The 21,081-nt window shown below is 39.0% G+C and carries 19 protein-coding genes and 1 pseudogene; 12 read left to right on the top strand and 8 right to left on the bottom strand.

The features are described 5' to 3' along the window. Window positions 1–50: 50 nt before the first annotated feature. The gene (locus tag K322_RS0102515; protein WP_026625451.1) at window positions 51–902 is read right to left on the bottom strand and encodes an RsiV family protein; all 852 of its coding nucleotides are present in this window, start codon (window positions 900–902) and stop codon (window positions 51–53) included. Between the two features lie 354 nt (window positions 903–1,256). Between K322_RS0102515 and K322_RS0102510 the strand changes: the two genes are divergently transcribed. Beyond that, window positions 1,257–2,267: an aspartate-semialdehyde dehydrogenase gene (locus tag K322_RS0102510; RefSeq protein WP_026625450.1), complete on the top strand. Its 1,011-nt coding sequence runs from the start codon at window positions 1,257–1,259 to the stop codon at window positions 2,265–2,267. 65 nt (window positions 2,268–2,332) lie between these two features. Here the strand turns inward: K322_RS0102510 and K322_RS0102505 are convergent, their stop codons facing one another. The 4 genes and pseudogenes from K322_RS0102505 to K322_RS0102490 form a co-directional block, all read right to left on the bottom strand. Then, window positions 2,333–2,608, bottom strand: coding sequence for a hypothetical protein (locus K322_RS0102505; protein WP_026625449.1), 276 nt, complete (start codon window positions 2,606–2,608; stop codon window positions 2,333–2,335). Between the two features lie 21 nt (window positions 2,609–2,629). Further along, window positions 2,630–3,763, bottom strand: a pseudogene (locus tag K322_RS18375) (THUMP domain-containing class I SAM-dependent RNA methyltransferase); the annotation flags it as partial. A gap of 24 nt (window positions 3,764–3,787) precedes the next feature. After that, window positions 3,788–5,341 carry a glycoside hydrolase family 10 protein gene (locus K322_RS0102495; RefSeq protein ID WP_026625448.1) on the bottom strand — a complete coding sequence of 518 codons (1,554 nt, stop codon included), beginning with the start codon at window positions 5,339–5,341 and terminating at the stop codon, window positions 3,788–3,790. A gap of 139 nt (window positions 5,342–5,480) precedes the next feature. Then, window positions 5,481–6,056: a terminase small subunit-like protein gene (locus K322_RS0102490; protein WP_026625447.1), complete on the bottom strand. Its 576-nt coding sequence runs from the start codon at window positions 6,054–6,056 to the stop codon at window positions 5,481–5,483. A gap of 323 nt (window positions 6,057–6,379) precedes the next feature. Here K322_RS0102490 and K322_RS0102485 point away from each other — a divergent pair, with 323 nt between their 5' ends. The 8 genes from K322_RS0102485 (at window position 6,380) to K322_RS0102450 (ending at window position 14,214) form a co-directional block, all read left to right on the top strand. Next, window positions 6,380–6,622 (top strand): hypothetical protein, encoded by a 243-nt coding sequence (locus K322_RS0102485; protein ID WP_026625446.1) that lies wholly within the window; start codon window positions 6,380–6,382, stop codon window positions 6,620–6,622. After that, complete coding sequence (locus K322_RS0102480) at window positions 6,619–7,881, top strand: metallophosphoesterase family protein (protein ID WP_026625445.1); 1,263 nt, start codon at window positions 6,619–6,621, stop codon at window positions 7,879–7,881. Before K322_RS0102485 ends, K322_RS0102480 begins: the two co-directional genes overlap by 4 nt. A gap of 52 nt (window positions 7,882–7,933) precedes the next feature. Next, window positions 7,934–9,184: a hypothetical protein gene (locus tag K322_RS0102475; RefSeq protein WP_026625444.1), complete on the top strand. Its 1,251-nt coding sequence runs from the start codon at window positions 7,934–7,936 to the stop codon at window positions 9,182–9,184. Then, entirely contained in the window at window positions 9,181–10,740 is a 1,560-nt protein-coding gene (locus tag K322_RS0102470) for an aldolase catalytic domain-containing protein (protein WP_035331137.1), read from the top strand. Before K322_RS0102475 ends, K322_RS0102470 begins: the two co-directional genes overlap by 4 nt. 98 nt (window positions 10,741–10,838) lie before the next feature. Next, the gene (locus K322_RS0102465; protein ID WP_026625442.1) at window positions 10,839–11,525 is read left to right on the top strand and encodes an acylneuraminate cytidylyltransferase family protein; all 687 of its coding nucleotides are present in this window, start codon (window positions 10,839–10,841) and stop codon (window positions 11,523–11,525) included. A 1-nt stretch (window position 11,526) separates the two neighbouring features. Continuing rightward, window positions 11,527–12,570: a glycosyltransferase gene (locus K322_RS20090; protein ID WP_051290589.1), complete on the top strand. Its 1,044-nt coding sequence runs from the start codon at window positions 11,527–11,529 to the stop codon at window positions 12,568–12,570. Next, entirely contained in the window at window positions 12,563–13,504 is a 942-nt protein-coding gene (locus K322_RS0102455) for a glycosyltransferase family 2 protein (protein WP_026625441.1), read from the top strand. Before K322_RS20090 ends, K322_RS0102455 begins: the two co-directional genes overlap by 8 nt. A gap of 65 nt (window positions 13,505–13,569) precedes the next feature. Continuing rightward, window positions 13,570–14,214 carry a YiiX/YebB-like N1pC/P60 family cysteine hydrolase gene (locus K322_RS0102450; protein WP_026625440.1) on the top strand — a complete coding sequence of 215 codons (645 nt, stop codon included), beginning with the start codon at window positions 13,570–13,572 and terminating at the stop codon, window positions 14,212–14,214. Between the two features lie 59 nt (window positions 14,215–14,273). On the opposite strand, the gene K322_RS0102445 is transcribed toward K322_RS0102450, so the two are convergent. Together K322_RS0102445 and xerD are read right to left on the bottom strand one after the other, a co-directional pair. Beyond that, the gene (locus tag K322_RS0102445; protein ID WP_051290587.1) at window positions 14,274–14,897 is read right to left on the bottom strand and encodes an inorganic pyrophosphatase; all 624 of its coding nucleotides are present in this window, start codon (window positions 14,895–14,897) and stop codon (window positions 14,274–14,276) included. Between the two features lie 194 nt (window positions 14,898–15,091). Continuing rightward, on the bottom strand, window positions 15,092–15,997 hold the full coding sequence (gene xerD / locus K322_RS0102440; RefSeq protein WP_026625438.1) for a site-specific tyrosine recombinase XerD: 906 nt from the start codon (window positions 15,995–15,997) through the stop codon (window positions 15,092–15,094). A 149-nt stretch (window positions 15,998–16,146) separates the two neighbouring features. On the opposite strand from xerD, the gene K322_RS0102435 reads away from it, so the two are divergent. Then, window positions 16,147–16,449, top strand: a complete 303-nt coding sequence (locus K322_RS0102435) for an FtsB family cell division protein (protein ID WP_026625437.1) — start codon at window positions 16,147–16,149, stop codon at window positions 16,447–16,449. A 13-nt stretch (window positions 16,450–16,462) separates the two neighbouring features. Then, window positions 16,463–16,831 carry a hypothetical protein gene (locus K322_RS0102430; RefSeq protein ID WP_026625436.1) on the top strand — a complete coding sequence of 123 codons (369 nt, stop codon included), beginning with the start codon at window positions 16,463–16,465 and terminating at the stop codon, window positions 16,829–16,831. Between the two features lie 6 nt (window positions 16,832–16,837). On the opposite strand, the gene K322_RS0102425 is transcribed toward K322_RS0102430, so the two are convergent. Next, a complete protein-coding gene (locus K322_RS0102425) occupies window positions 16,838–17,854 on the bottom strand; it encodes an LLM class flavin-dependent oxidoreductase (protein ID WP_035331135.1) in 1,017 nt (338 codons plus the stop codon). 262 nt (window positions 17,855–18,116) lie between these two features. Here K322_RS0102425 and K322_RS0102420 point away from each other — a divergent pair, with 262 nt between their 5' ends. Beyond that, a complete protein-coding gene (locus K322_RS0102420) occupies window positions 18,117–21,065 on the top strand; it encodes a PEP/pyruvate-binding domain-containing protein (protein ID WP_026625434.1) in 2,949 nt (982 codons plus the stop codon). The last annotated feature ends 16 nt before the right edge of the window (window positions 21,066–21,081 follow it).

Below are 21,081 nucleotides of genomic sequence, written 5' to 3'. Positions count from 1 at the left end.
AATAAACTCACGTTGTTATACAAGCCAAAGCAATAAATAGGTTTGTGACCTTATTTCTCTATAAATTGACTTATCGGTGAATTTTCTTTCAATACAAGGCTCAACTCGTCATATGGTATAAAGATCTTGATTGCATCCAGTTGATACGCTGAATATTCACCTTTGTTGAATATATAAGTAATACCTTTACTGTCAACATAAAAATTGTTGTTTGGTACTATTTCATCAATACCGAAATACCCGAGATTTTCGAGATCATTAATTGTTTGAACCTTATTGGACTTCATCAGCCTGTCTTTGAATATTGATGATAGGAACTTTTCGAATCCGGAATTAAAGATGTCATCTTCCATCATTAATTTACCTGTTTCGAGGTTTATAGTATGGTTTTTGAGATATTCATAAGACGTTGCACCTCCTTTATAATTCACTTGTTTTACCTGAAAAGATAGTATTTTTCCCTTATTGAAAAGAATCTCATTGCTGATCGTTTCATAGTAAGAGAAGTAATTGTCATTATCATCATGGGATGCTCCCGAAACTCGGTCTTTGATATAGATATTGACATCTTGCTTGTAATTTTCGATATATGCATCTTCATAGGCTGTAATAGCTTCGGTTGGTTTTAGATGCGAATAATGTTCATCGAGAAAGCTGGATATGAAAATCTCCTGAATCGAATCAAGTAAGGCTCCGTCGCTATAGTATTTCGGATAGATAAAAGTCACTTTCAAGTTAGACGAAGGCTGTGTAGAGTCGTTGTCTATGTGATAATTTCGGACTGAATGTATCGTGTCGAATTGTATGTCGTTATCCGCTGTACTGGAAACCTGCTTTTTACAAGACTCCATTGAGAACACAAACACTCCGAGTAGCAGTAAATATAAATAATGAATTTTCATATTGTAAAATAACATATAGTATTTAATAACTTATTCCTAAATGATAACTTCCGATTGTTATTTATTCGAGCAACTCGAGCAAAGAGGAATAAGACCTAAAAACTAATTTATACGCAAATATACCAAATAAAATTCGAGCCAAAAGGCAATATCCGATAAACTTATTCTATCAATGAAATGTAAAATATACTTTGCATTTCTGTGTTTTTAGATAACGGCTTTATCCTTAATATTCTTCTTCTCGTAAATATATATAATCATATATCTATAGCATAGATAAAAAGTCTATCTTTGCGAAGGAGATTCTAAGTCTCAAGGTAAAAGAATTATTTATTATTAACAATCAACACAAAAATGAAAATTGCAATTGTTGGCGTAAGTGGAGCGGTCGGCCAGGAATTTTTGAAAGTTCTTGACGAACGCAATTTCCCGTTTGATGAATTAGTCTTGTTTGGTTCTGCCCGTAGTGCAGGTAAAGAATACACTTTCAAGGGTAAGAAGTATACGGTAAAGGAACTTAAGCACAACGATGACTTTAAAGATATTGATATTGCATTTGTTTCTGCCGGAGGTGGTACATCAATTGAGTTTGCCGATACTATAACCCAGTTTGGAACAGTAATGATCGATAATTCAAGTGCATTCCGTATGGATAAGGATGTGCCTTTGGTTGTTCCCGAAGTGAATGGCGAAGATGCCAAAGTACGTCCCCGTAATATTATAGCTAACCCTAATTGTACCACTATCCAGTTGGTGGTTGCGTTGAATCCGCTGGAAAAAGTATCTCACATCAAACGGGTACATGTATCTACCTATCAGGCTGCATCCGGAGCGGGAGCAACAGCTATGGACGAATTGGTAAACCAGTTTAAACAGATACTCAATAAAGAAGAAGTTACTGTCGAAAAGTTTGCTTACCAGTTGGCATATAATGTTATTCCTCAGGTCGACGTGTTTACTGATAACGGCTATACCAAAGAGGAAATGAAGATGTACAACGAGACTCGCAAGATCATGCACTCTGATATAGAAGTTAGTGCTACATGTGTACGTGTACCTGTTGTAAGAGCTCACTCCGAAGCTACATGGATAGAAACCGAAAGACCAATCTCTGTAGAGGAAGCTAAGGCTGCATTGGCTGCAGAAGGAAATGGAGTTATACTTCAAGACGACCCTGCAAACAAAGATTATCCTATGCCATTGTTTGTAGCTAATAAAGAAGAAGTATATGTCGGACGCATCCGTAAAGATATAACTAATCCGAATGGACTTTCATTTTGGTCGGTAAGTGATCAGATAAAGAAAGGTGCTGCTTTGAATGCTGTTCAGATAGCTGAGTACCTGATCAAAGAAAATGCTTTGTAAGTAAGTATTTCAACATATAAAGAAAGGTGCTGTTCCAAAAGTAAAAAGGAACAGCCCTTTTTTCGTTATTCTAATGGCAGTTTTTTGATCAATTCCTGCATCAAAGGAAGTGCTTCTTCACTGTCCGTCTTAATTTCGCAACCATGCACCAGATCATTGGCCAGTCTGAAAGTGTGATCCTGATATTCTATCTTCCATACATCTGCCTCGAGAGCCATGATATAGCCGGATACGGATATAAAGTCTAATTTGAAAAGAATCTTTTCAAGAATATCTTTTTCGTAATTATCCCATTCGGGAATCTGATATGTCCAAAAATCACCAACCTTTAGAAATTCCATCTGCTAGTTTGTTTCCTGGTTTTTCTTCAAATCGTCTCTCTTGCCGGCAAACAGTTCATATTTTCTGAACTCACATTCAAGAGAACCGTTGACCAGAAAGATTCTCTCCGAGGTTTTAAGCCCCAGTTTGTTAAAGCAGTCTTTACGGTAGCTTAGTATCCATGCAGTATAGCCCATAAATACATGTTTCAGGCGTTCTCCGATCATATCGTACAACCCGAAGAGGTCATCTGGTTTGATACGTTCTCCATAAGGAGGATTAGTTACGATAAACCCATTCTCGGCAGGAGCCTTTGTATATTGTTGAAAAGGCATTGTTTTTAATTCGACATATTTCGCTACTCCTGCACTCTTCACATTCTCGGTAGCTATATCAATGGCTTTTTGTTGAATATCCGATCCGTAAATTTTATACTTAAACTCACGTTCTGCACTGTCATCATTGTATATGGTATCGAACAAATCCTGATTGAAATCATTCCATTTTTCGAAAGCAAAACCGCTGCGGTAAATGCCCGGAGGGATATTCATGGCTATCATGGCGGCTTCTATCAAAAGAGTACCCGACCCGCACATTGGATCTACAAAGTCTGATTGTCCTCTCCAGCCTGTTTTCAGAATCATACCAGCCGCAAGCACCTCGTTGAGCGGAGCTTCCGTCTGAGCGACCCTGTATCCTCGTTTGTGAAGTGATTCGCCCGAACTGTCTAATGATATGGTACAGATATTCTCGGCGATGTGTATGTTTATCAAAACATCAGGATTACTGACCTTTACTGACGGACGTTTACCTGCACGTTGTGTGAAGTAGTCGGCAATAGCATCTTTTACACGGTAAGCTACAAACTTAGAGTGTGTAAAGATCGAAGAGAATACGACCGCATCTATTGCGAAAGTGTTTGTTTCGGTCAGAATTTCGTACCATTTGTACTTTTTTACTTCGGCGTATACTTCGTCTGCATTTTTTGCCTTAAACTGGAAAATCGGTTTCAGTATCCGGAGAGCAGTTCTGCAATGCATGTTTGCCCTGTATAGAAGAGCCTGATCGCCCGAAAAAGATACCATGCGGCGTCCTATCTGTATGTCATTAGCTCCAAGAGCGATTAACTCTTCTGCTAAAACATCTTCTAAACCTGCCATGGTTTTGGCTATCATCTCAAAATTTTCTTGTGCCATTATTTATAACTTAATTTTTTTAGACTTTCCTTTCGATTCGTTATGGAAAGCATCTACTGCCGTAATTACATATTTAAACTTACGTTTACCTCCTTCATAAGGCAATATGTATTGATTATCGGAAGTAATACCTACTATATTAGCGGGGTTTTCAATGTTTTCGGGTTGACCTTCTTCAAATCTGTAAATAACAAAGTAGCTGGCCGTTTCGGGATTTCCCTCTTTTTTATTGCTGTCCCAGATCAGTAAATGCTCTTTCTCGGTATAGAGTTCTTTGATATTCTTTACCTTCTGTGGAGCTTTGTTGTGCATAAAAGTATATGGGGGAATAAGCGCAGGATATTTGTGGTACTCGCGGCTTAGTGCATCCGATACTCCTCTGTAGTTTGAGATAAGACTGTATCCGTCCCAAAAAGAATTGCCGTGTACATTTTGAAAGCTTCTCGACAGGCGCATCTTTTCATCCAGTTGATTATCTCCCGAGGGCATTTCTGCATCCATTGTTCGTTTGATATCCTGTCCGATGTACAAAGGACGTCCGAAGTTGTTTTCAGACCACCATTGAATAAGGGTTGTGTAATCTGCGGCTTTGTGTCCGATCTCCCAATATATCTGGGGCATATTGTAATCTATCCAGCCGTTTTTGACCCAAAGCTTCACATCTGCATACAGGTCGTCATAGTTTTGCAGTCCGTTGGTATTGCTGCCTGTTCCGTTAGGGGTGCTGCGTTTGTTCCGGTATATTCCGAACGGACTTATCCCGAATCTTACCCAGGGTTTAGTCAGTATAATTGTTTCTTTTATTTCCTTGATCAGTGAGTTTACGTTGTTTCTTCTCCAATCGTCTTTATGCGCCGCATCGAATCCCTGTTCTGCTCCATAGCGGGCAAAGCTGCGCTCGTCAGGAAATGGTTTTCCTGCGATAGGATAAGGATAGAAGTAGTCGTCCATATGGATGGCATCGACATTATACCTGCTCACAATGTCTTTCACAACTTTACAGATATATTCCCTGTTGGCAGGGATACCCGGATCAAAGAATATTTGAGTACCGTATTTTACGAAACGTTCAGGCTCTCGGTAATAGATGTGATTTTTCATCAATACCTGATTCTCTGATGCCGATACCCTGTATGGGTTGAGCCATGCGTGCAGTTCCATTCCACGTTTATGGCATTCTTCGGTCATAAAAGCTAGAGGATCGAATCCATCCGGCAATCCTTTGCCTTGTGTTCCTGTCATAAAACTGCTCCAAGGTTCCAGCTCGGAATAGTAGAAGGCATCGGCCTGCGGACGTACCTGAAAAATGACAGCATTGATTCCGGCAGCCTGCATCTTGTTCAGTATCGAAACGAAATAATGTTTCATTTGTGTACTGTTCATCGATTTATACTGACCTTGCCATACAGTTTGTATCCAGGCTCCACGAAATTCTCTTTTGGGGTATTTCAGATCACTGTAACTCGGCTGCGGTTTTTTACTTCCGCAAGAAGAGAACAGAATTGCTGCGAGAATGAACATCACTGATGTCCAGAATATCCATATTTTTTTCATCATTCGAATTTAGAAAGACAAAAGTATAAATAATAACGCAAAAGGTAACGAAATCAAAGAACAGTTATCAATAAGCAATTATTCATTTTCTGAAAAAGGTAACAAAAGTCACACCAGAATTGCACTTTTTCATTATTGTTACTTATATCCGACTGTCCAATGACGGATCGTAAGCATTGGGGTCAGATTCTTGTCGTGTCGCTGCATACTTCTGTTGGATTTGCAGAGATATTTCTCTTATTTCTTCTTCGGTTCCGGGGTTACGTAGTAATTCAATCTGATCGGCAGCCTCTTGATTCTGTACTATGATTTCCCACGGTACACGAATGTTTTCTACCTTCTCTTCTATTTCTCCTTCTTTTGCCATTGCCATTTTCAGTGTCTTTTCGTCTGCTGCATATTCTTTCATGGTTACCGTTTTTCCTGTCAGATATATTTCACCGTACTCATCTACTGCATATTTATAACGGGTGGTAGTTACGGTATAGCCATGCTCTAATCTTTGTTTGAGGATTTTTCGGGCTTTTTGAGCCAGCCTTTCGTCACGACCTGCACGGGCATCATCTATCATTTCCTTGAAATCTGAATGATTCCGTGCCCACTGATAGAATGTTTTACGGCTGATGCTGTACATCGTGCAGATTTCACCTAATGTATATTCATCCTGTTCTATTGCGTCTGCTATTTTCTTTCCTAGTTCTTCTGTGTATTTTGCCATAATTGTAAAGTGTTTTTAAGTATAGATAAAATTTCAGAAAACAGCAGGTGAACATCTTCTCTATGATCAAAATTTGGTATGTACTAATTGTCGTAGATATAATTTATGTGAATCAGTATTTGAAAAACGATCGTTTTATCAATCTAACTACTGATTCATATAATTTATAAATAGATATCCATGCATCAACAATTCTTTTTTCTTATTTTCGTAGATTTAATTAAGTGACAGAAAGTATTTAATGATATACTTTTAGTTTAATAACAGACTTTGGTGGTTATACTTGCCAAAGCAATAAATAGGTCTGAAACCTTAGGTAAGATATGTTAGATCAAATAGCCGATTTTATAGAAATAATTCAGTCGATACTTATAATATTAGGCATTGCGGGTCTTGTGGTGCTTTTATTCGGTATTTTTCGTAAGCAAAAATCTTTGATGATAAAAGGCGGATATATGCTATTGTTGGCTACGGTACTCTACATATGTGGTTATTTTATCATTAAAACGACAAAAAAACGCGCCGACGATTTTCTGAACAATACATATATAGAGGTTGGACGATGAAGAAGTATATACTGTTTTTCTTTATATTGTTTTTTTCGATTCATTTGCAATCTTGTGCATCCGGTACCGAATCTTTACGTCTTGGTGTTATCGGTGATCCTCATTATTTGTCAGAACAATTGATGGATGACGGTAAAGCCGTGAAAGATTATGTAAATATGAGCGGAAAAGATATTCGTGATGTTCCATTGGTACTGCAGCAGGTATTGGACGATTATCTGAAAAGCGACATAGATATTCTGCTGATCCCGGGAGATATAACTAAAGATGGAGAGAAACAAAGCCATATAGATTTCAGAAAAAAGCTCCAGCCGCTGATCGATAAAGGTGTGCGGATTTATGTTATTCCGGGCAATCACGATATCAATATTCCTCACCCGGTGAAATACGAAGGAGATAAAACCCTGCCGACAGAAAATATTTCACCTCAGGAATTTGCCGAAATATATGCCGATTGTGGTTATACGGAACAAATCAGCCGAGATACAGCATCATTGAGTTATGTTGCCGAACTGGATAAAAAAACATGGCTGCTCGCTATAGATGCCTGCAAATATCAGGATTATAAGGGAAATAGTATATCATCGGGGAGAATATTACCCGAAACTGAAAAGTGGATCACCGAAGTTTTGGCTGAAGCCCGAAAACAAAACATACGGGTGCTGGGTATGATGCATCATGGATTGGTAGAACATATTATGATGCAGTCATATTTCTTTAAAGATTATCTGGTGGACGATTGGAGCCGTTTAGCCGATTTGTTAGCTGATCAGGGAATGAAGGCTATATTTACCGGACATTTCCATGCAAATGACATCACCGAATACAAATCACCGGCAGGAAATAAAATTTATGATATAGAAACAGGCTCATTGGCGGCATTTGCATATCCTTACCGTTTTGTGGAATTGACCGAAAACGGAATGTCTGTATCGACAAAAAACGTGACGGCTATCGAAGGTAAGCCCGATCTGGCCGAAGACAATAAAAAAGTAATGCAGTCGCGTGCCAGAGCTTTGGCTTTGGAGGTAATCAGAGCAAAAGGAATGAGCTTTCCTCCTCAAACGTTAGATTTATTAGCCGATCTGGCGTCGCAGATATTTGTACAGCATCTGCAAGGTGATGAAAAGGTGGATGATGCTATGAAGGAAGCGATTGCGCATCTGATAAAGGATATGGGAATGCCTGTGCCATTATCGCCCGAAAATATCGAACTCGATTTTTATCCGGCTGATAATAACGTAGAAATAACTTTTTGAGGCATTGCCTTAAATGATTAACTTTGCCGGATAAGACTTCTCGGACTATATTATGGATACAAGATTTTATAACCGTTACAAAGACCTGCTTTCTAAGCTCGATTATACATACAGGGGGTATAATATCGGGTGTCTTATTCCGGGTTATCTCACATGTATGTTTACTGATGATGCCGTAACAGGCAGGGATGTATTTAAGGGATTTTATGAAGGGGTAAAATTTACTAACCTTTCACAAGTTCTCCAAACCGAAAAGTCAACGGTAATAACCTATTTGATTAACCGTAAAGATTATGGTGATCTGGCGGAGTCTGTCCGTAAAACTTATCCCGACTCGGATGTGACGTGTCTTGAGACACTTGACAAGGTTGGATATTCGCCTTTCGGAATCTCATATATAAGTCATTTGCTGAAAGCCTTTCGGATTATTTTCTCCCGTTCCGTAAAAGAATCGTTTACTACAAAACTTTATTTGGTTGCAATACTTACCAACTTGTTTAATCAGGTTAAATACCTCGATAAAGTACTGTGTCCTCCGAATGTCAAAAAATATATCTGCTTTAATTCGGCATATAAAGAAGAAAGTCTGCTGACGCTTTATTTTAAGAAACATAAAGTGGAAACAATCAGCCTTCAGCATGGTGTTTTTTGCGACTTTAAGCAAATGGTTCCGTTTGATATTATCAATATGGATAATCTGATAGCAGATAAACTGATGTGCTGGGGACAATCTACCATAGATTATCTGAAGACTAAAGGTTTTGACGAGTCTCGTTTTATATTGGCTGGAAATTCGAAATACAAAGATGCAGAGATCGGGTATGTGGATCAGTCATTCAGTAAATGTCTGGTACTCTTGGGACGGTCGGTATATATACCTTCCAATGACAAGTTACTGGCTTTGCTTATGGAATTTAATCGCAAGCACGGCAATAAGATATTGTTTTATCTGAAAAAGCATCCGTTTGTAGTCGATTCCGAACATAAAGCCTTCGCAAGTATTACTGATAATCTATTTTTTGTAGGGCGGGAACATTCTGTGCAGGAAGTTTTAAGATCTGATTTAGTCGATTTTACCATAGCTGTTAATACAACAGCATATTATGAGTCTTTGGCATTAGGTAAAATTTCATTAAGATGGTCTGATTCGGAAAACGAAGACTTCTATGGAATGGATGATAAATTTTATGACTTGGCAGGGCTGGAAAACAAGATAAACTACTTCAAATCAAAACCTGAAAGTGAAATCAGGAGGGAAATGAAAGAAGTGATCAAATATGTATTTAATCCCGAACTGAAATGATACAGGTATTAGATTGTACGCTCCGTGATGGCGGATATTATACAAATTGGGATTTTGAAGAGAATCTGACAAAGAACTACTTTGAGTCGATGGAGAAGTTGCCGGTTCAGTATATAGAGATCGGTTATCGTTCGCTGTTAAGCAATGACTACAAAGGAGAATATAACTTCTGCCCAGATTATGTCATAAGCAGGGCTCGTAAATATATGCCGTCTAAAAAGATCGGTGTTATTTTGAATGAGAAAGAAATTCGGGTCGAAGATTTAGACAGGTTATTGGGCTCTTGTAAAGGAAAGCTCGACTTTATACGAATGGCAGTTGATCCCTCAAATCTCGGTAGGGCAAAAGTTACTGCTGCCGAAATTCGGAATATGGGTTTCGAAGTCGGTTTTAATGTTATGTACATGTCGAAGTGGACATCTCAATACCCGGATTTTATAAACAGTCTGCTCTCATTGAACGGTGTTGTCGACAGCTTTGCAATGGTCGATTCTTTTGGAAGTATGATGCCCGAACAAGTCAGCCAGATAACCAAGGCGGTTAAATCGGTACTGAAATGCAAGATAGGTTTTCACGGACATAATAATATAGAACTGGCTTTTGCCAATACTCTGGCTGCGATAGATGCTGGATGTGATATTGTGGATGCAACCATCACCGGGATGGGGCGTGGAGCGGGCAACCTTCGGACGGAATTGTTATTGTCTTATCTGTCGTCGAACAAAGGCTTGGAAATTGATTTTAACAGTCTGAGTATAACCGTTGCCGACTTTGAGCGGCTGAAAGAAAAATATCGCTGGGGAACGAATTTACCTTATATGGTTTCGGGGTTCAATTCATTGCCACAAAAAGATGTGATGGACTGGGTAACCCGCCGTTTTTATTCGATCAACAGTATCTTACAGGCTTTGAATAATATGAAGGACAAGAAAGGCGACAACCTTAAGTTACCTCAATTCAATGCCGAAAGGCGACATTTCGATCTGGCTGTTATTATCGGAGGAGGCCCTAGCGGAGCCAGTGCCGCATATGCCGTTAAACAGCTGATTAAAAAGCAAAACAACCATTCGGTATGTCTGATACATGCAAGCAGTAAGAATGCCGGATATTATAATGATATAGACATACCTCAGTATTTCTGTTTAGTGGGGAATGAGGGACACCGTTTAGAAAAAGTGTTTGCAGATTTCAATCTCGAATGTATATCGTGCGTGCTGCCTCCTTATCCGAGAAAAATGGGAACGTATATTCCCGAAAAGCTGAAAGATAAAAGTTTCGAATTGGCATCAGTTACATTTTCCGATCTTTATCAGGATTCGCATACGGCACTGGCGTTACAGACTGCTCTCGAAATTTCGGCAAATACCATTTATATTGCCGGATATGACGGCTATGATGGATTGATCGGAGAGAATGAAAGAATGCTGACTCAGGAAAACGAATATCTGTTGGCAAGAGCAGTTAATGAAAACCCTGAAAAAGAAATCGCAACCATAACAGCGACCAAATACAACGGAGTTAAGAATATATCGGTCTATGGACTATTAATCAAATGAAAGTATTTAATGATACATTTCAATGTTATAACAAGCTCAGCCTATTTACTTGCCAAAGAAACAAATAGGTCTGCGACCTTAGTAAACGGAAAATCAAAATGAAAATATCTGCTTTTTTACCATGCCGTGCAGGAAGTGAACGTGTTCCGCATAAAAATACCCGTTCTTTTGCAGGTATTGAGGGGGGATTATTAAGGATAAAACTCGATCAGCTTATAGCTTGTAAGGAGATAGATACAATTGTGCTGTCGACTAATGACGATGAGGTGATACATATTGCAGAATCATTATCAAACGCTAAAATACAGATAGATCGGCGTCCCGAACATCTGGCGACTTCGTCAGCATCTACTGATGATCTGGTTAAATATGTACCCCAAATAATTACCGAAGGTGCTGTTTTATGGACACATGTAACTTCGCCGTTTATAGATGCGGAGTTGTATGCTAAAGCAATATCAAAATATAAAGAGGTTTTGTCGGGAGCTGATTATGATTCTTTGATGTCGGTAATGGCATTGCGAACTTTTATCTGGAATAAAAGCGGAGCGGTAAATTACGACAGGCAGAAAGAGAAATGGCCTCGGACGCAAACAATTGAACCTTTGTTTGAGGTCGATAGCGGAATTTTTCTCGCAGATATAACCGTTTATAAGAATCTGAACGATAGAATAGGGCAGAAGCCTTATCTTTTCGAAAACAGTGATATTGCTGCTTTCGATATAGACTGGGTAGACGATTTTTTTATAGCAGAAGCAATATATAAGCAGCTAAAAAACAAATAGAATGCAGCAACGTATTTCCGTTATAGTTCCGGTTTTCAATATGGAACAGTTTCTGACCCGGTGTGTCGATTCTATCTTGAATCAGACATATAAGGAGTTGGAAATTATTTTGATTGATGACGGGTCAACGGATAGTTCACCCTCTGTTTGTGATAATTATGCCTTACAAGATCAGAGAGTCAGGGTTATTCATCAACCGAATAGTGGAGTATCGTCTGCTCGTAATGCCGGACTAGAGATAGCCACGGGCGATTATATAAGCTTTATTGATCCGGACGATTGGATTGAATCGGATACTTACGGGAAATTGACAGAGTATTTGTCCGCAGAGAATCCTGATATAATACGTTTTAATGCCGTTCGGAAAGGAGAGATAATTAACAGGCTTCCCTTTGAAGGGGTTTATGATGGGGATCTTTTTGAAAAAGAGGTCGTATTACCGATGATTGGTTCCGAAAAATTCGGAGGGATGTTTATTCTCGGAGTCTTATGGCTTCATCTTTTTAAAAGAGAACTGATAGAACAGTACAAGATAAGGTTCGATACACGGCTGAGGCGATGCGAAGACCGTTTGTTTACTATATCTTCAATGCTGTTTGCCGGTAATATGCTATTCGTGCAGGATGTGTTTTATCATTATGAAGTGAATGATGAATCGCTGTCGAATCGGTATGATCCGCAGCGATGGGATCAGGAACTTATTTTTCTTAGAAACCTGAAAGAGTTATACATAAAAAATAAAAATAGTATTTTTGTCGGAGAAGCAGACCAACGTCTGGCAAACGATTGTATATTGAGGGTAATAACTTCTGTAAATCAGGAGTACTTTTCGAATAACCAAAATTCATTCCGAACAAGATACCGGAATGTGAAAAAAATAATATGTTGTACCGAAACCCGAGATGCGGCAGGTCGAATGACCTCCGAACGGCTGGGATGGAAGGGGCAGCTGATGATTTGGATGATAAAGCAACGTTTTGCTTTTCTGTTAAACGTTTTCAATACGATTATTTTACTTAAAAATAAGTTTAAGGCAAATGGATAAAATATCAACAATTGTTCCGTGTTATAACGAAGAGCAGGCTTTGCCGTTCCTTTATGAGGAGTTGGTAAAAGTTGCAGAGCGGATGAGCGGACAAGAATTCGAGTTTATCTTTGTTAATGACGGTTCAAGGGATAAAACACTACAAGTTATACGTGACCTGAGAAAGAAAGATTCTCGTGTACGTTACGTTTCTTTTTCTCGCAATTTTGGAAAAGAAGCAGCTATCTATGCCGGATTGGAAGCATCGACCGGAGACTATGTCGCCATGCTGGATGCCGATTTGCAGGATCCTCCTTACTTGTTGGCGGAAATGTATGATTCGCTGCAAAACGAAGATTATGACTGTGTGGCAACACGGCGTGTCGACCGTAAAGGAGAGCCTGTAATAAGATCGTTTTTTGCACGGCAGTTTTATCAGTTGATTAATAAGATATCCGATACCGAGATTGTGGACGGCGCCCGGGATTTTCGCTTGATGACTCGTCAGATGGTTAATTCCATTTTAGAATTGAAGGAGTATAACCGTTTTTCGAAAGGTATATTTGGCTGGGTTGGTTACAATACTAAATGGATTGCTTACGAAAATGTTGAACGTGTAGCCGGAGAAACCAAATGGTCGTTCTGGGGATTGTTCTTTTATTCCATAGAAGGAATTATTGCTTTCTCTACGCGTCCTTTGGCTATCGCCTCTATCGTCGGTATTGTACTTTTCCTTATCGCTATCTGCTGGACTTTCTATATTATTGCCAAAACATTACTCTGGGGTGAACCCGTAGCAGGTTATCCTTCTCTGATTTGCGGTATCTTCTTTATAGGAGGAATACAGTTGCTTTGTCTGGGTATTTTAGGTCAGTACTTATCTAAAACATATCTTGAGACCAAGAAGCGTCCAATTTATATTGCAAAGGAGACGGAAGAGTATTTGGATAAATAAAGGTACTGCTGTGTGAACAAAAAGCACAAAGTATGGTTCTATAGATTGAATTTATACTTTAAACAATGAAATATTATATAACTATATTGGTGTTTTCGCTGTTCTTTTCGGGTTATGCCGGAGCGCAGGAGTTCAAATTGCAAAATGGAGACCTGATTTTTCAGGATTCAGGAGTAAGTAATCTCGAGAAATCGATTCAGGAAGTGACAACCAGCCTCGATGGTTATCAGTTTACACATGTTGGGATGGTTTATATTGATGATAACGACAGTGTGTTTGTACTAGAGGCTACCACGCCTAAACTGGTTCTGACTCCTATCAATGAGTATCTTTATACAAAATCGAGTAATGGTTCTACACCCAGATCTGTTGTCGGACGGTTGAAAAGTGAATATCAGCCGCTAATACCCGAAGCATTGAAGATCGGCTTTACTCATTTAGGAAAGGTGTACGATTATGGTTTTATATTAGGTAACGACAATTATTATTGTACCGAGCTTATATATGAAACACTGAAACTGGCTAATAATGGAACTGAAGTATTTCACTTGGCTCCGATGACATTTAAAGATTCCAAAACCGGAAAAACAACCGAAGGCTGGTCGAAATATTTCGAAAAGCATCAGTTGCCTGTTCCGGAAGGTGAGCTGGGCATTAGTCCCGGATCAATGTCTTTGTCTGATGCTGTTGATATTGTATATCGGTATTAAGACTGTTTTTCAAAAATACAATAAAGTACGATATTTGTCATATAAAAAGGTCTGAGACCTTACATATTACAAATATCGTACTTTTCGTTATAGTCTTCGATTGATCTTCTTATAACTTCATACGCAACTTCTACATCGTACACATGAGTTAATATGCATTTGCGTTCCGTATCACCGGGTATATCTTTATAAGTTGTAAAATAATGTTTCAGGCGTTCAATGATCGGTAACGGCACATCGCTAATATCTTTATAGTTGCTGTAAATCGCGTCATTATCCAGAACGGCTATCAGTTTATCATCCGCCTGTCCGTGGTCTATCAATCTGAATCCTCCGATGGGACGTGCTTTTACAATGATGTCTCCATGTGTGATGTCTTTCTCTGTTAGAACACAAATGTCGATAGGGTCGCTGTCTCCGACAATATCGGTACGGCTCAATCTGACGTTACTTAGTTCTGCTACACGAGGACCACTGATTGTTTGCGGCAAAAAACCGTAAAGAGCAGGAATGATATTCGAGTACTTCTGAGGACGGTCTATACATAAATAGCCGGTCGATTTATCTATTTCATATTTTACAGTATCTGTCGGAACTATTTCTATAAAAGTTCTGACCACTTCGGGAGCTTCATCTCCCAGACTTATCCCATGCCAAGGGTGTGCTTTGTATTTTCTAATCATCAAAAGTATATTTAGATTATATAAGTAACGGCTCTAATTTAGATAAATTATGTCTAATCGAAAATTTTTGCATTTCAAATTCTTTTTATTATCGCCTGTTTTGTTTCGTTTTATGTCTACTGTACTTTGATATTTAAGTATAACTGAGAGAAATAACCTTCAATTGACGAGTTCTTTATTTTTTTCTATATCTCTTATCTTTTATCAATATTGCGCGGATGATGTTCAATAATCTCCTGTCTCAAATATTCCCTGTCCATGTGAGTGTATATTTCCGTTGTTGTTATTTTTTCGTGTCCCAGCATTTGCTGAATAGCCCTGATATTGGCTCCTCCTTCAAGTAAATGAGTAGCGAATGAATGCCGAAAAGTATGAGGACTGATATTTTTCTGAATACCTGCTTCTTGTGCATACTGTTTTATAAAATGAAAAACCATAATTCGTGATATAGGTGTACCTCGTTTACTTAAGAAAACTACATTTTCTGATCCTTTTTTGATGTCGTACAATTTTCTGTCGAGTAAGTAGTTCCCTATTTCTTTTATTGCAATCTCCGATATGGGCACAAGTCGTTGTTTGCTGCCTTTACCTTCGACTCGAATAAATCCATCATCGAGAAACATATCCGAAAACTTCAGGTTGATCAGTTCCGATATACGTAGTCCGCAGCTGTATAGAACTTCTATAATAGCCCTATTGCGGTGACCTTCTTTTGTTGATACATCAACCCTGTTTTTGATTTGTTCGATTTCCTGTAATGACAGTACCGTCGGGAGTTTTAGTCCTATTTTGGGCGTCTCGAGTAATTCAGACGGATCGTTCTGCAAATAACCATCAAGAATCAGATAATTGAAGAAAGACCGTATTCCGGATAATATACGGGCGACCGACCGTGCATTGATTCCTAAATCGTACAATTGACTGACAAACTGTTGTAAGTCATCCAATGTAACCTGCTGAAGCTTGAGATTTTCGTTATCGAGATAATTTATGAGCTTGAGCAGATCATCGGTATATGCTTCGATTGAGTTTTTGGATAATCCTTTTTCCAGAAGCAGGTACGATTTGTATTTAGATACTATGTCGGTTTCTTTTATCATCTATTGTCCCATCAGTCGTTATGAGCTGAGATTTACAAATCTACATGAAAAAATTTCTTTTGAGCAAAAAGCAACCTAATATCATCAGCAATCTGATCAAATATCTCTATATTTGCATATAAGTCTGTTTACTCAATAAGTGTAAGATTATGGAACAGTTGAAAAAAATAGGAAAATATATATTAAGCAAGTTTACAAAAGTACAACTGGCTTTTATCCTTGTTTTGTTGGTTTGCTGTTTTATAATCAGTGATAGTACTATTTTTGCTCGGTTCAGCTACGATCTTGAGATCAGCGATCTGAAAGGACAGATCAATTATTACAAAGAAAAGATAGAAACAGATAAACAAAAACTGAACGAGCTGAAGTCTGATAAAGACAATATCGAAAAGTTTGCCCGTGAAAACTATAAAATGAAAAAAGACAACGAAGAAGTATTCGTTGTGGAATGAGTCCCGTCTAACTATGAATAAAGATAAATCAGCCAAAATAAAAGATACTGTATTTAAAATATCGGCTCTGCTCATTCTATTGGCAGCCGGTGTGTATTTGTTCAATCCTTTTGTTGCTGCTTGTACTATGGCTGTCGGTGTCATTGGGTTCGGGTGGGGGATATTTACCTCTCCTTATCCCGGAAAAAGTATGAGGGGGAAGCGTCTGGCTTCTATCCGTGTTTTCGGTGTGATAGCAATGGCTGTTGCTACTTACCTGATGTTCGAGCAAATGAACGAATGGGTGGTGGCTATGTTTATCGGAGCCATTCTGATTCTTTATACCGCAATTATACTCCCTCACGAGTATGCAAGGGAGCAGCGAGAAGAAAATAACAAATAAATATCTTTACTCGCTGATATTAAACTCTTTGGCAAGTAATTCATACGAGTGAAGCCTGTCTTCTATCTTTTCAGCATACGTTACCAGCATAATTTCATCTATATCGTAAGTTTCGGCTAAGGCTGTGAGCTTTTTCTTCACTATTTCCGGTGTTCCCATAATGGTACGCCCTCTGTTGTATTGTATCCGTTGTCTTTCGAATTCTGTGTACGGCATTGTTATAATGTCCTCATAATGTACGGCAACCAGATTTCCTCCTCTCTCGAGTTGAATAAACCGATAGTCCATGAGAGCCTGCTGGCGTTTTACGACCTCTTCGTCTTCGTTGCAGAAAACAAAGATTGCTACATTGGCTTGAGGTTCTTTTAAGTCTGATGACGGCTTGAAATTACGTCTGTATCCCTGAATGATATTTGCTCCGACATACGGGTTGATAAACTGTGCATAGGAAAGTCCCAGTCCGAAATGAGCGGCAATAAGCCCGCTTTCGCCGCTGGAGGTAAGCAGCCACCTCGGAGGTACTGTTTTTGTAACAGGGATCGCCTTTACTTTTTGAGATACAGATCCGCTCTCTTGCGAATCGTGAAAAAAATCACTGAGGTCGTATAGCTGTTGTATAAAGTCCTGCTCATCGAATTTGTTGGTCGGGTTTAATATCGATGCTGTCAGTCGGTCTGTACCGGGAGCCCGTCCTATTCCCATATCGATACGTCCCGGATAAAGAGCTTCGAGCAGACGGAAACTTTCAGCTGCTTTCAACGAACTGTGGTTAGGCAGCATGATTCCTCCTGATCCTATCCGCATTTTCTTCGTGTGATTTGCCAGATGGGCAATCAGTATTTCCGGTGTACTGCCGGCCAGAGTCGGGGCATTGTGATGCTCCGAAACCCAAAATCGGGTATATCCCAGACTGTCGGTAAGTTCCGCCAGACGGGTTGTTTCATTTAATGCATCTGTTGAGGTTTTTCCTTTATTGATAGGAGATTGATCTAATACACTAAGCTTAATATGTTGTTTTGCCATCTTTTTATATTTTATACGATATATAACAGCTGTATGCGTCTCCGGTTTAAGTAAACGCAGATATTTATGGATAATTGACTTTTGAAATTTAGATTTCACCGATAATATAATATCTTTAAGGTCACAGATCTTGCTGGAAGGTTCCGTTTGTGATAAAAAGTAATGAGGACGTTGCTTATATTTTGATTTTATCTATAAGGAGGAATCAGTGACTAGTGATCTTTGTAAACTTTTGAAAGTTGAGAATTAAAAAAAACTATACATGCAGAATATTCCGGATATAAAACAATACCGATTTAAAGACACTTCGTTTGCAAGTTTGATGAACAAACGGATATACAATGTATTACTTATTGCCACCAAATACGACATATTTATATTGGAAGAGGACGGACGTGTGGATGAGCAGATCTTTGACGAGTATACGTCTCTGAGTTTACGTTATCCGCCCCGTTTTACACAGGTGTCTACCGAAGAAGATGCTTATGAATGTCTGAAGCTAAATCATTACGAGCTGGTTATATTTATGCCTAATATGGATGACAACGAGATGTTCACATTGGCTCGAAATATCAAAAGCCAGTATCAGGACATCCCGATGATTGTGTTGACAGCCTTTTCGAAAGAGGTATCCAAAAGATTGTCAACAGAAGATTTGTCTTTTGCCGACTATGTTTTCAGCTGGATGGGAAATTCCAATTTACTGTTAGCCATTATCAAATTGATAGAAGATGCGATGAATGTCGATCACGATACAGAGATGGTCGGGGTGCAGATTATATTGCTGGTTGAAGATTCAGTTCGCTTCTATTCTTCTGCCTTACCGGCATTGTTTAAGATTGTATTGGAAGAATCTCAGGAGTTTTCGAAAGAGGCTCTCAATGAGCACCAACAGACATTGAGAATGAGAGGACGTCCCAAAATATTGCTAGCCAGAAGTTATGAAGAAGCTGCTGATATTTACACTCGTTACAAAAATAATATGCTTGGGGTGGTAACGGATATGAGCTATATGCAAAGTGGGGTTAAGGAGCGTTTGGCTGGTTATTATCTGGCTAAATGGATTAAGGAGCAGGATCGTTTTCTTCCCGTGATTTTTAATTCGTCGGAAAAAGCAAATCAAAAGTATGCCGAAGATCTGAATTGTTCATTTATAGATAAGAACTCGAAGCGGTATCCTTTGGATTTACGAGCCAGAATTGTAGAACAGTTTGGTTTTGGCGATTTTATCATTATTGATCCCGATACTCAGGAGGAAATATTGCGAATCAGAAACCTGAAGGATCTTCAGCGGTCAATAAAGATCATACCCGATAAGTCATTGGTATATCACATGTCTCATAATCATTTTTCACGTTTTCTGTATTCGAGGGCTATGTTTCCGATTGCCGAAGCTCTGAAAAAAATAGATGTGAAGGATATAAATATCAACGAAGCGCGCGAATTTATTTATGATGCGATTGTAGAATACCGAAGGATCAAGAATTCGGGAGTTATCGCAGTCTTTGAAAAAGACCGTTTCGATGAATTTTCCAATTTTGCACGTATCGGAAAAGGGTCATTGGGAGGAAAAGGACGTGGATTAGCTTTTCTGGGTAATATTGTGAAAACACACATGGAGTTGAATGATAATCTGAATTTTCCTGTGATTTTGCCTAAAACAGTAGTCCTGTGTACTGATATATTCGATGAGTATATGGATCGCAATAACCTTTATCCGATTGCTTTGTCCGAAGCTTCGGATGAAGATATCTTAAAAGCTTTTCTGCAAGCCGAACTACCGGAACGGTTAAATGATGACTTTCTGGCTTTGTTCGAGGCTGTACATGCACCTATCGCCATCCGTTCGTCCAGTTTGCTGGAGGATTCTTATTATCAGCCGTTTGCCGGCATATATGCTACTTATATGATTCCCGATCTGTATGATAAGGAAAAGCGGTTGAAGCTTATCAATGATGCCGTGAAGTCGGTATATGCATCTGTCTTTTATGGAGATAGTAAGGCATATATGACTGCCACTCAAAATCTGATAGATCAGGAGAAAATGGGAATTGTTCTTCAGGAAGTTGTAGGGACTAAATACGGTAACCGTTTTTATCCGACTATGTCAGGGGTTGCCCATTCTCTCAATTTTTATCCTATAGGGCATGAAAAGGCAGAGGAAGGTGTAGCCAATATTGCCCTTGGCTTAGGTAAGTATATTGTAGATGGGGGAACAACTCTGCGGTTTTCACCCTATCATCCAAATAATATACTGCAATTAAGTACAATGGACTTTGCTTTGCGTGATACCCAGCGTCAGTTTTATGCCTTGGATATGGAAGATACCGACCGTGAGTTTTCGGTAAACGATGGCTTTAATCTGTTGAAAGTGAATGTGTCGGATGCTGTGCAGGATGGCTCTCTACAATATATTGTGTCCACTTTCGATCCCATGGATCAGGTTATTTATGACGGCTTTTATGAAGGAGGGCGGAAGATCATTTCATTCGCTAATATATTGCAGCACGACCTCTTTCCGTTCCCGGAATCACTTCAAAAAGTACTGCGTATCGGTCAGGAAGAAATGGGAAGGGCTATAGAAATAGAGTTTGCCGTAAATATAAAGAGCAAAGATGAAGCCCAATTTTATCTGTTGCAGATACGTCCTATTGTGCAGAATAAAGAAGCTATGACCGAAGACCTATCGGTGATACCTGAAGATGAAACTATTCTGGTTTCGAAAAACGCTTTAGGAAATGGAATAATTGACGATGTATACGATATTATATACGTAAAATCTGACAGTTTCAATGCCGCGAACAATCAGTTTGTCGCTTATGAAATAGAAAAACTTAATAAACAGTTTGCCGAGAATGATAAAGGTTATATTCTGGTAGGGCCCGGCAGATGGGGCAGCAGCGATTATTGGCTGGGAATACCTGTTAAATGGCCTCATGTGAGTAATGCACGTTTGCTTGTTGAGTCGGGGCTTGAAAATTATAGGATAGAGCCAAGCCAGGGAACCCACTTCTTTCAGAATCTGACCTCTTTCGGGGTAGGGTATTTCACTGTCAATCCTTACTTGAAAGATGATGGTATTTTTGACGAAGAGTACCTGAATAACCAACCTGCAGTTTTCGAATCTCAGTATTTGAGACATGTCCGGTTCTCAGACCCTTTGGTTATAAAGATTAACGGGAAGAAAAAATATGGGATAGTGTTGAAATAAAAAAAGGAGGAATCTC

It is taken from the genome of Indolivaga capnocytophagoides DSM 22835, from assembly GCF_000426485.1.
GTDB lineage: Bacteria > Bacteroidota > Bacteroidia > Bacteroidales > Dysgonomonadaceae > Dysgonomonas_A > Dysgonomonas_A capnocytophagoides.
The sequence above is the reverse complement of the archived record's forward strand: the minus strand, read 5'-3'. Positions and strand labels throughout refer to the sequence as shown.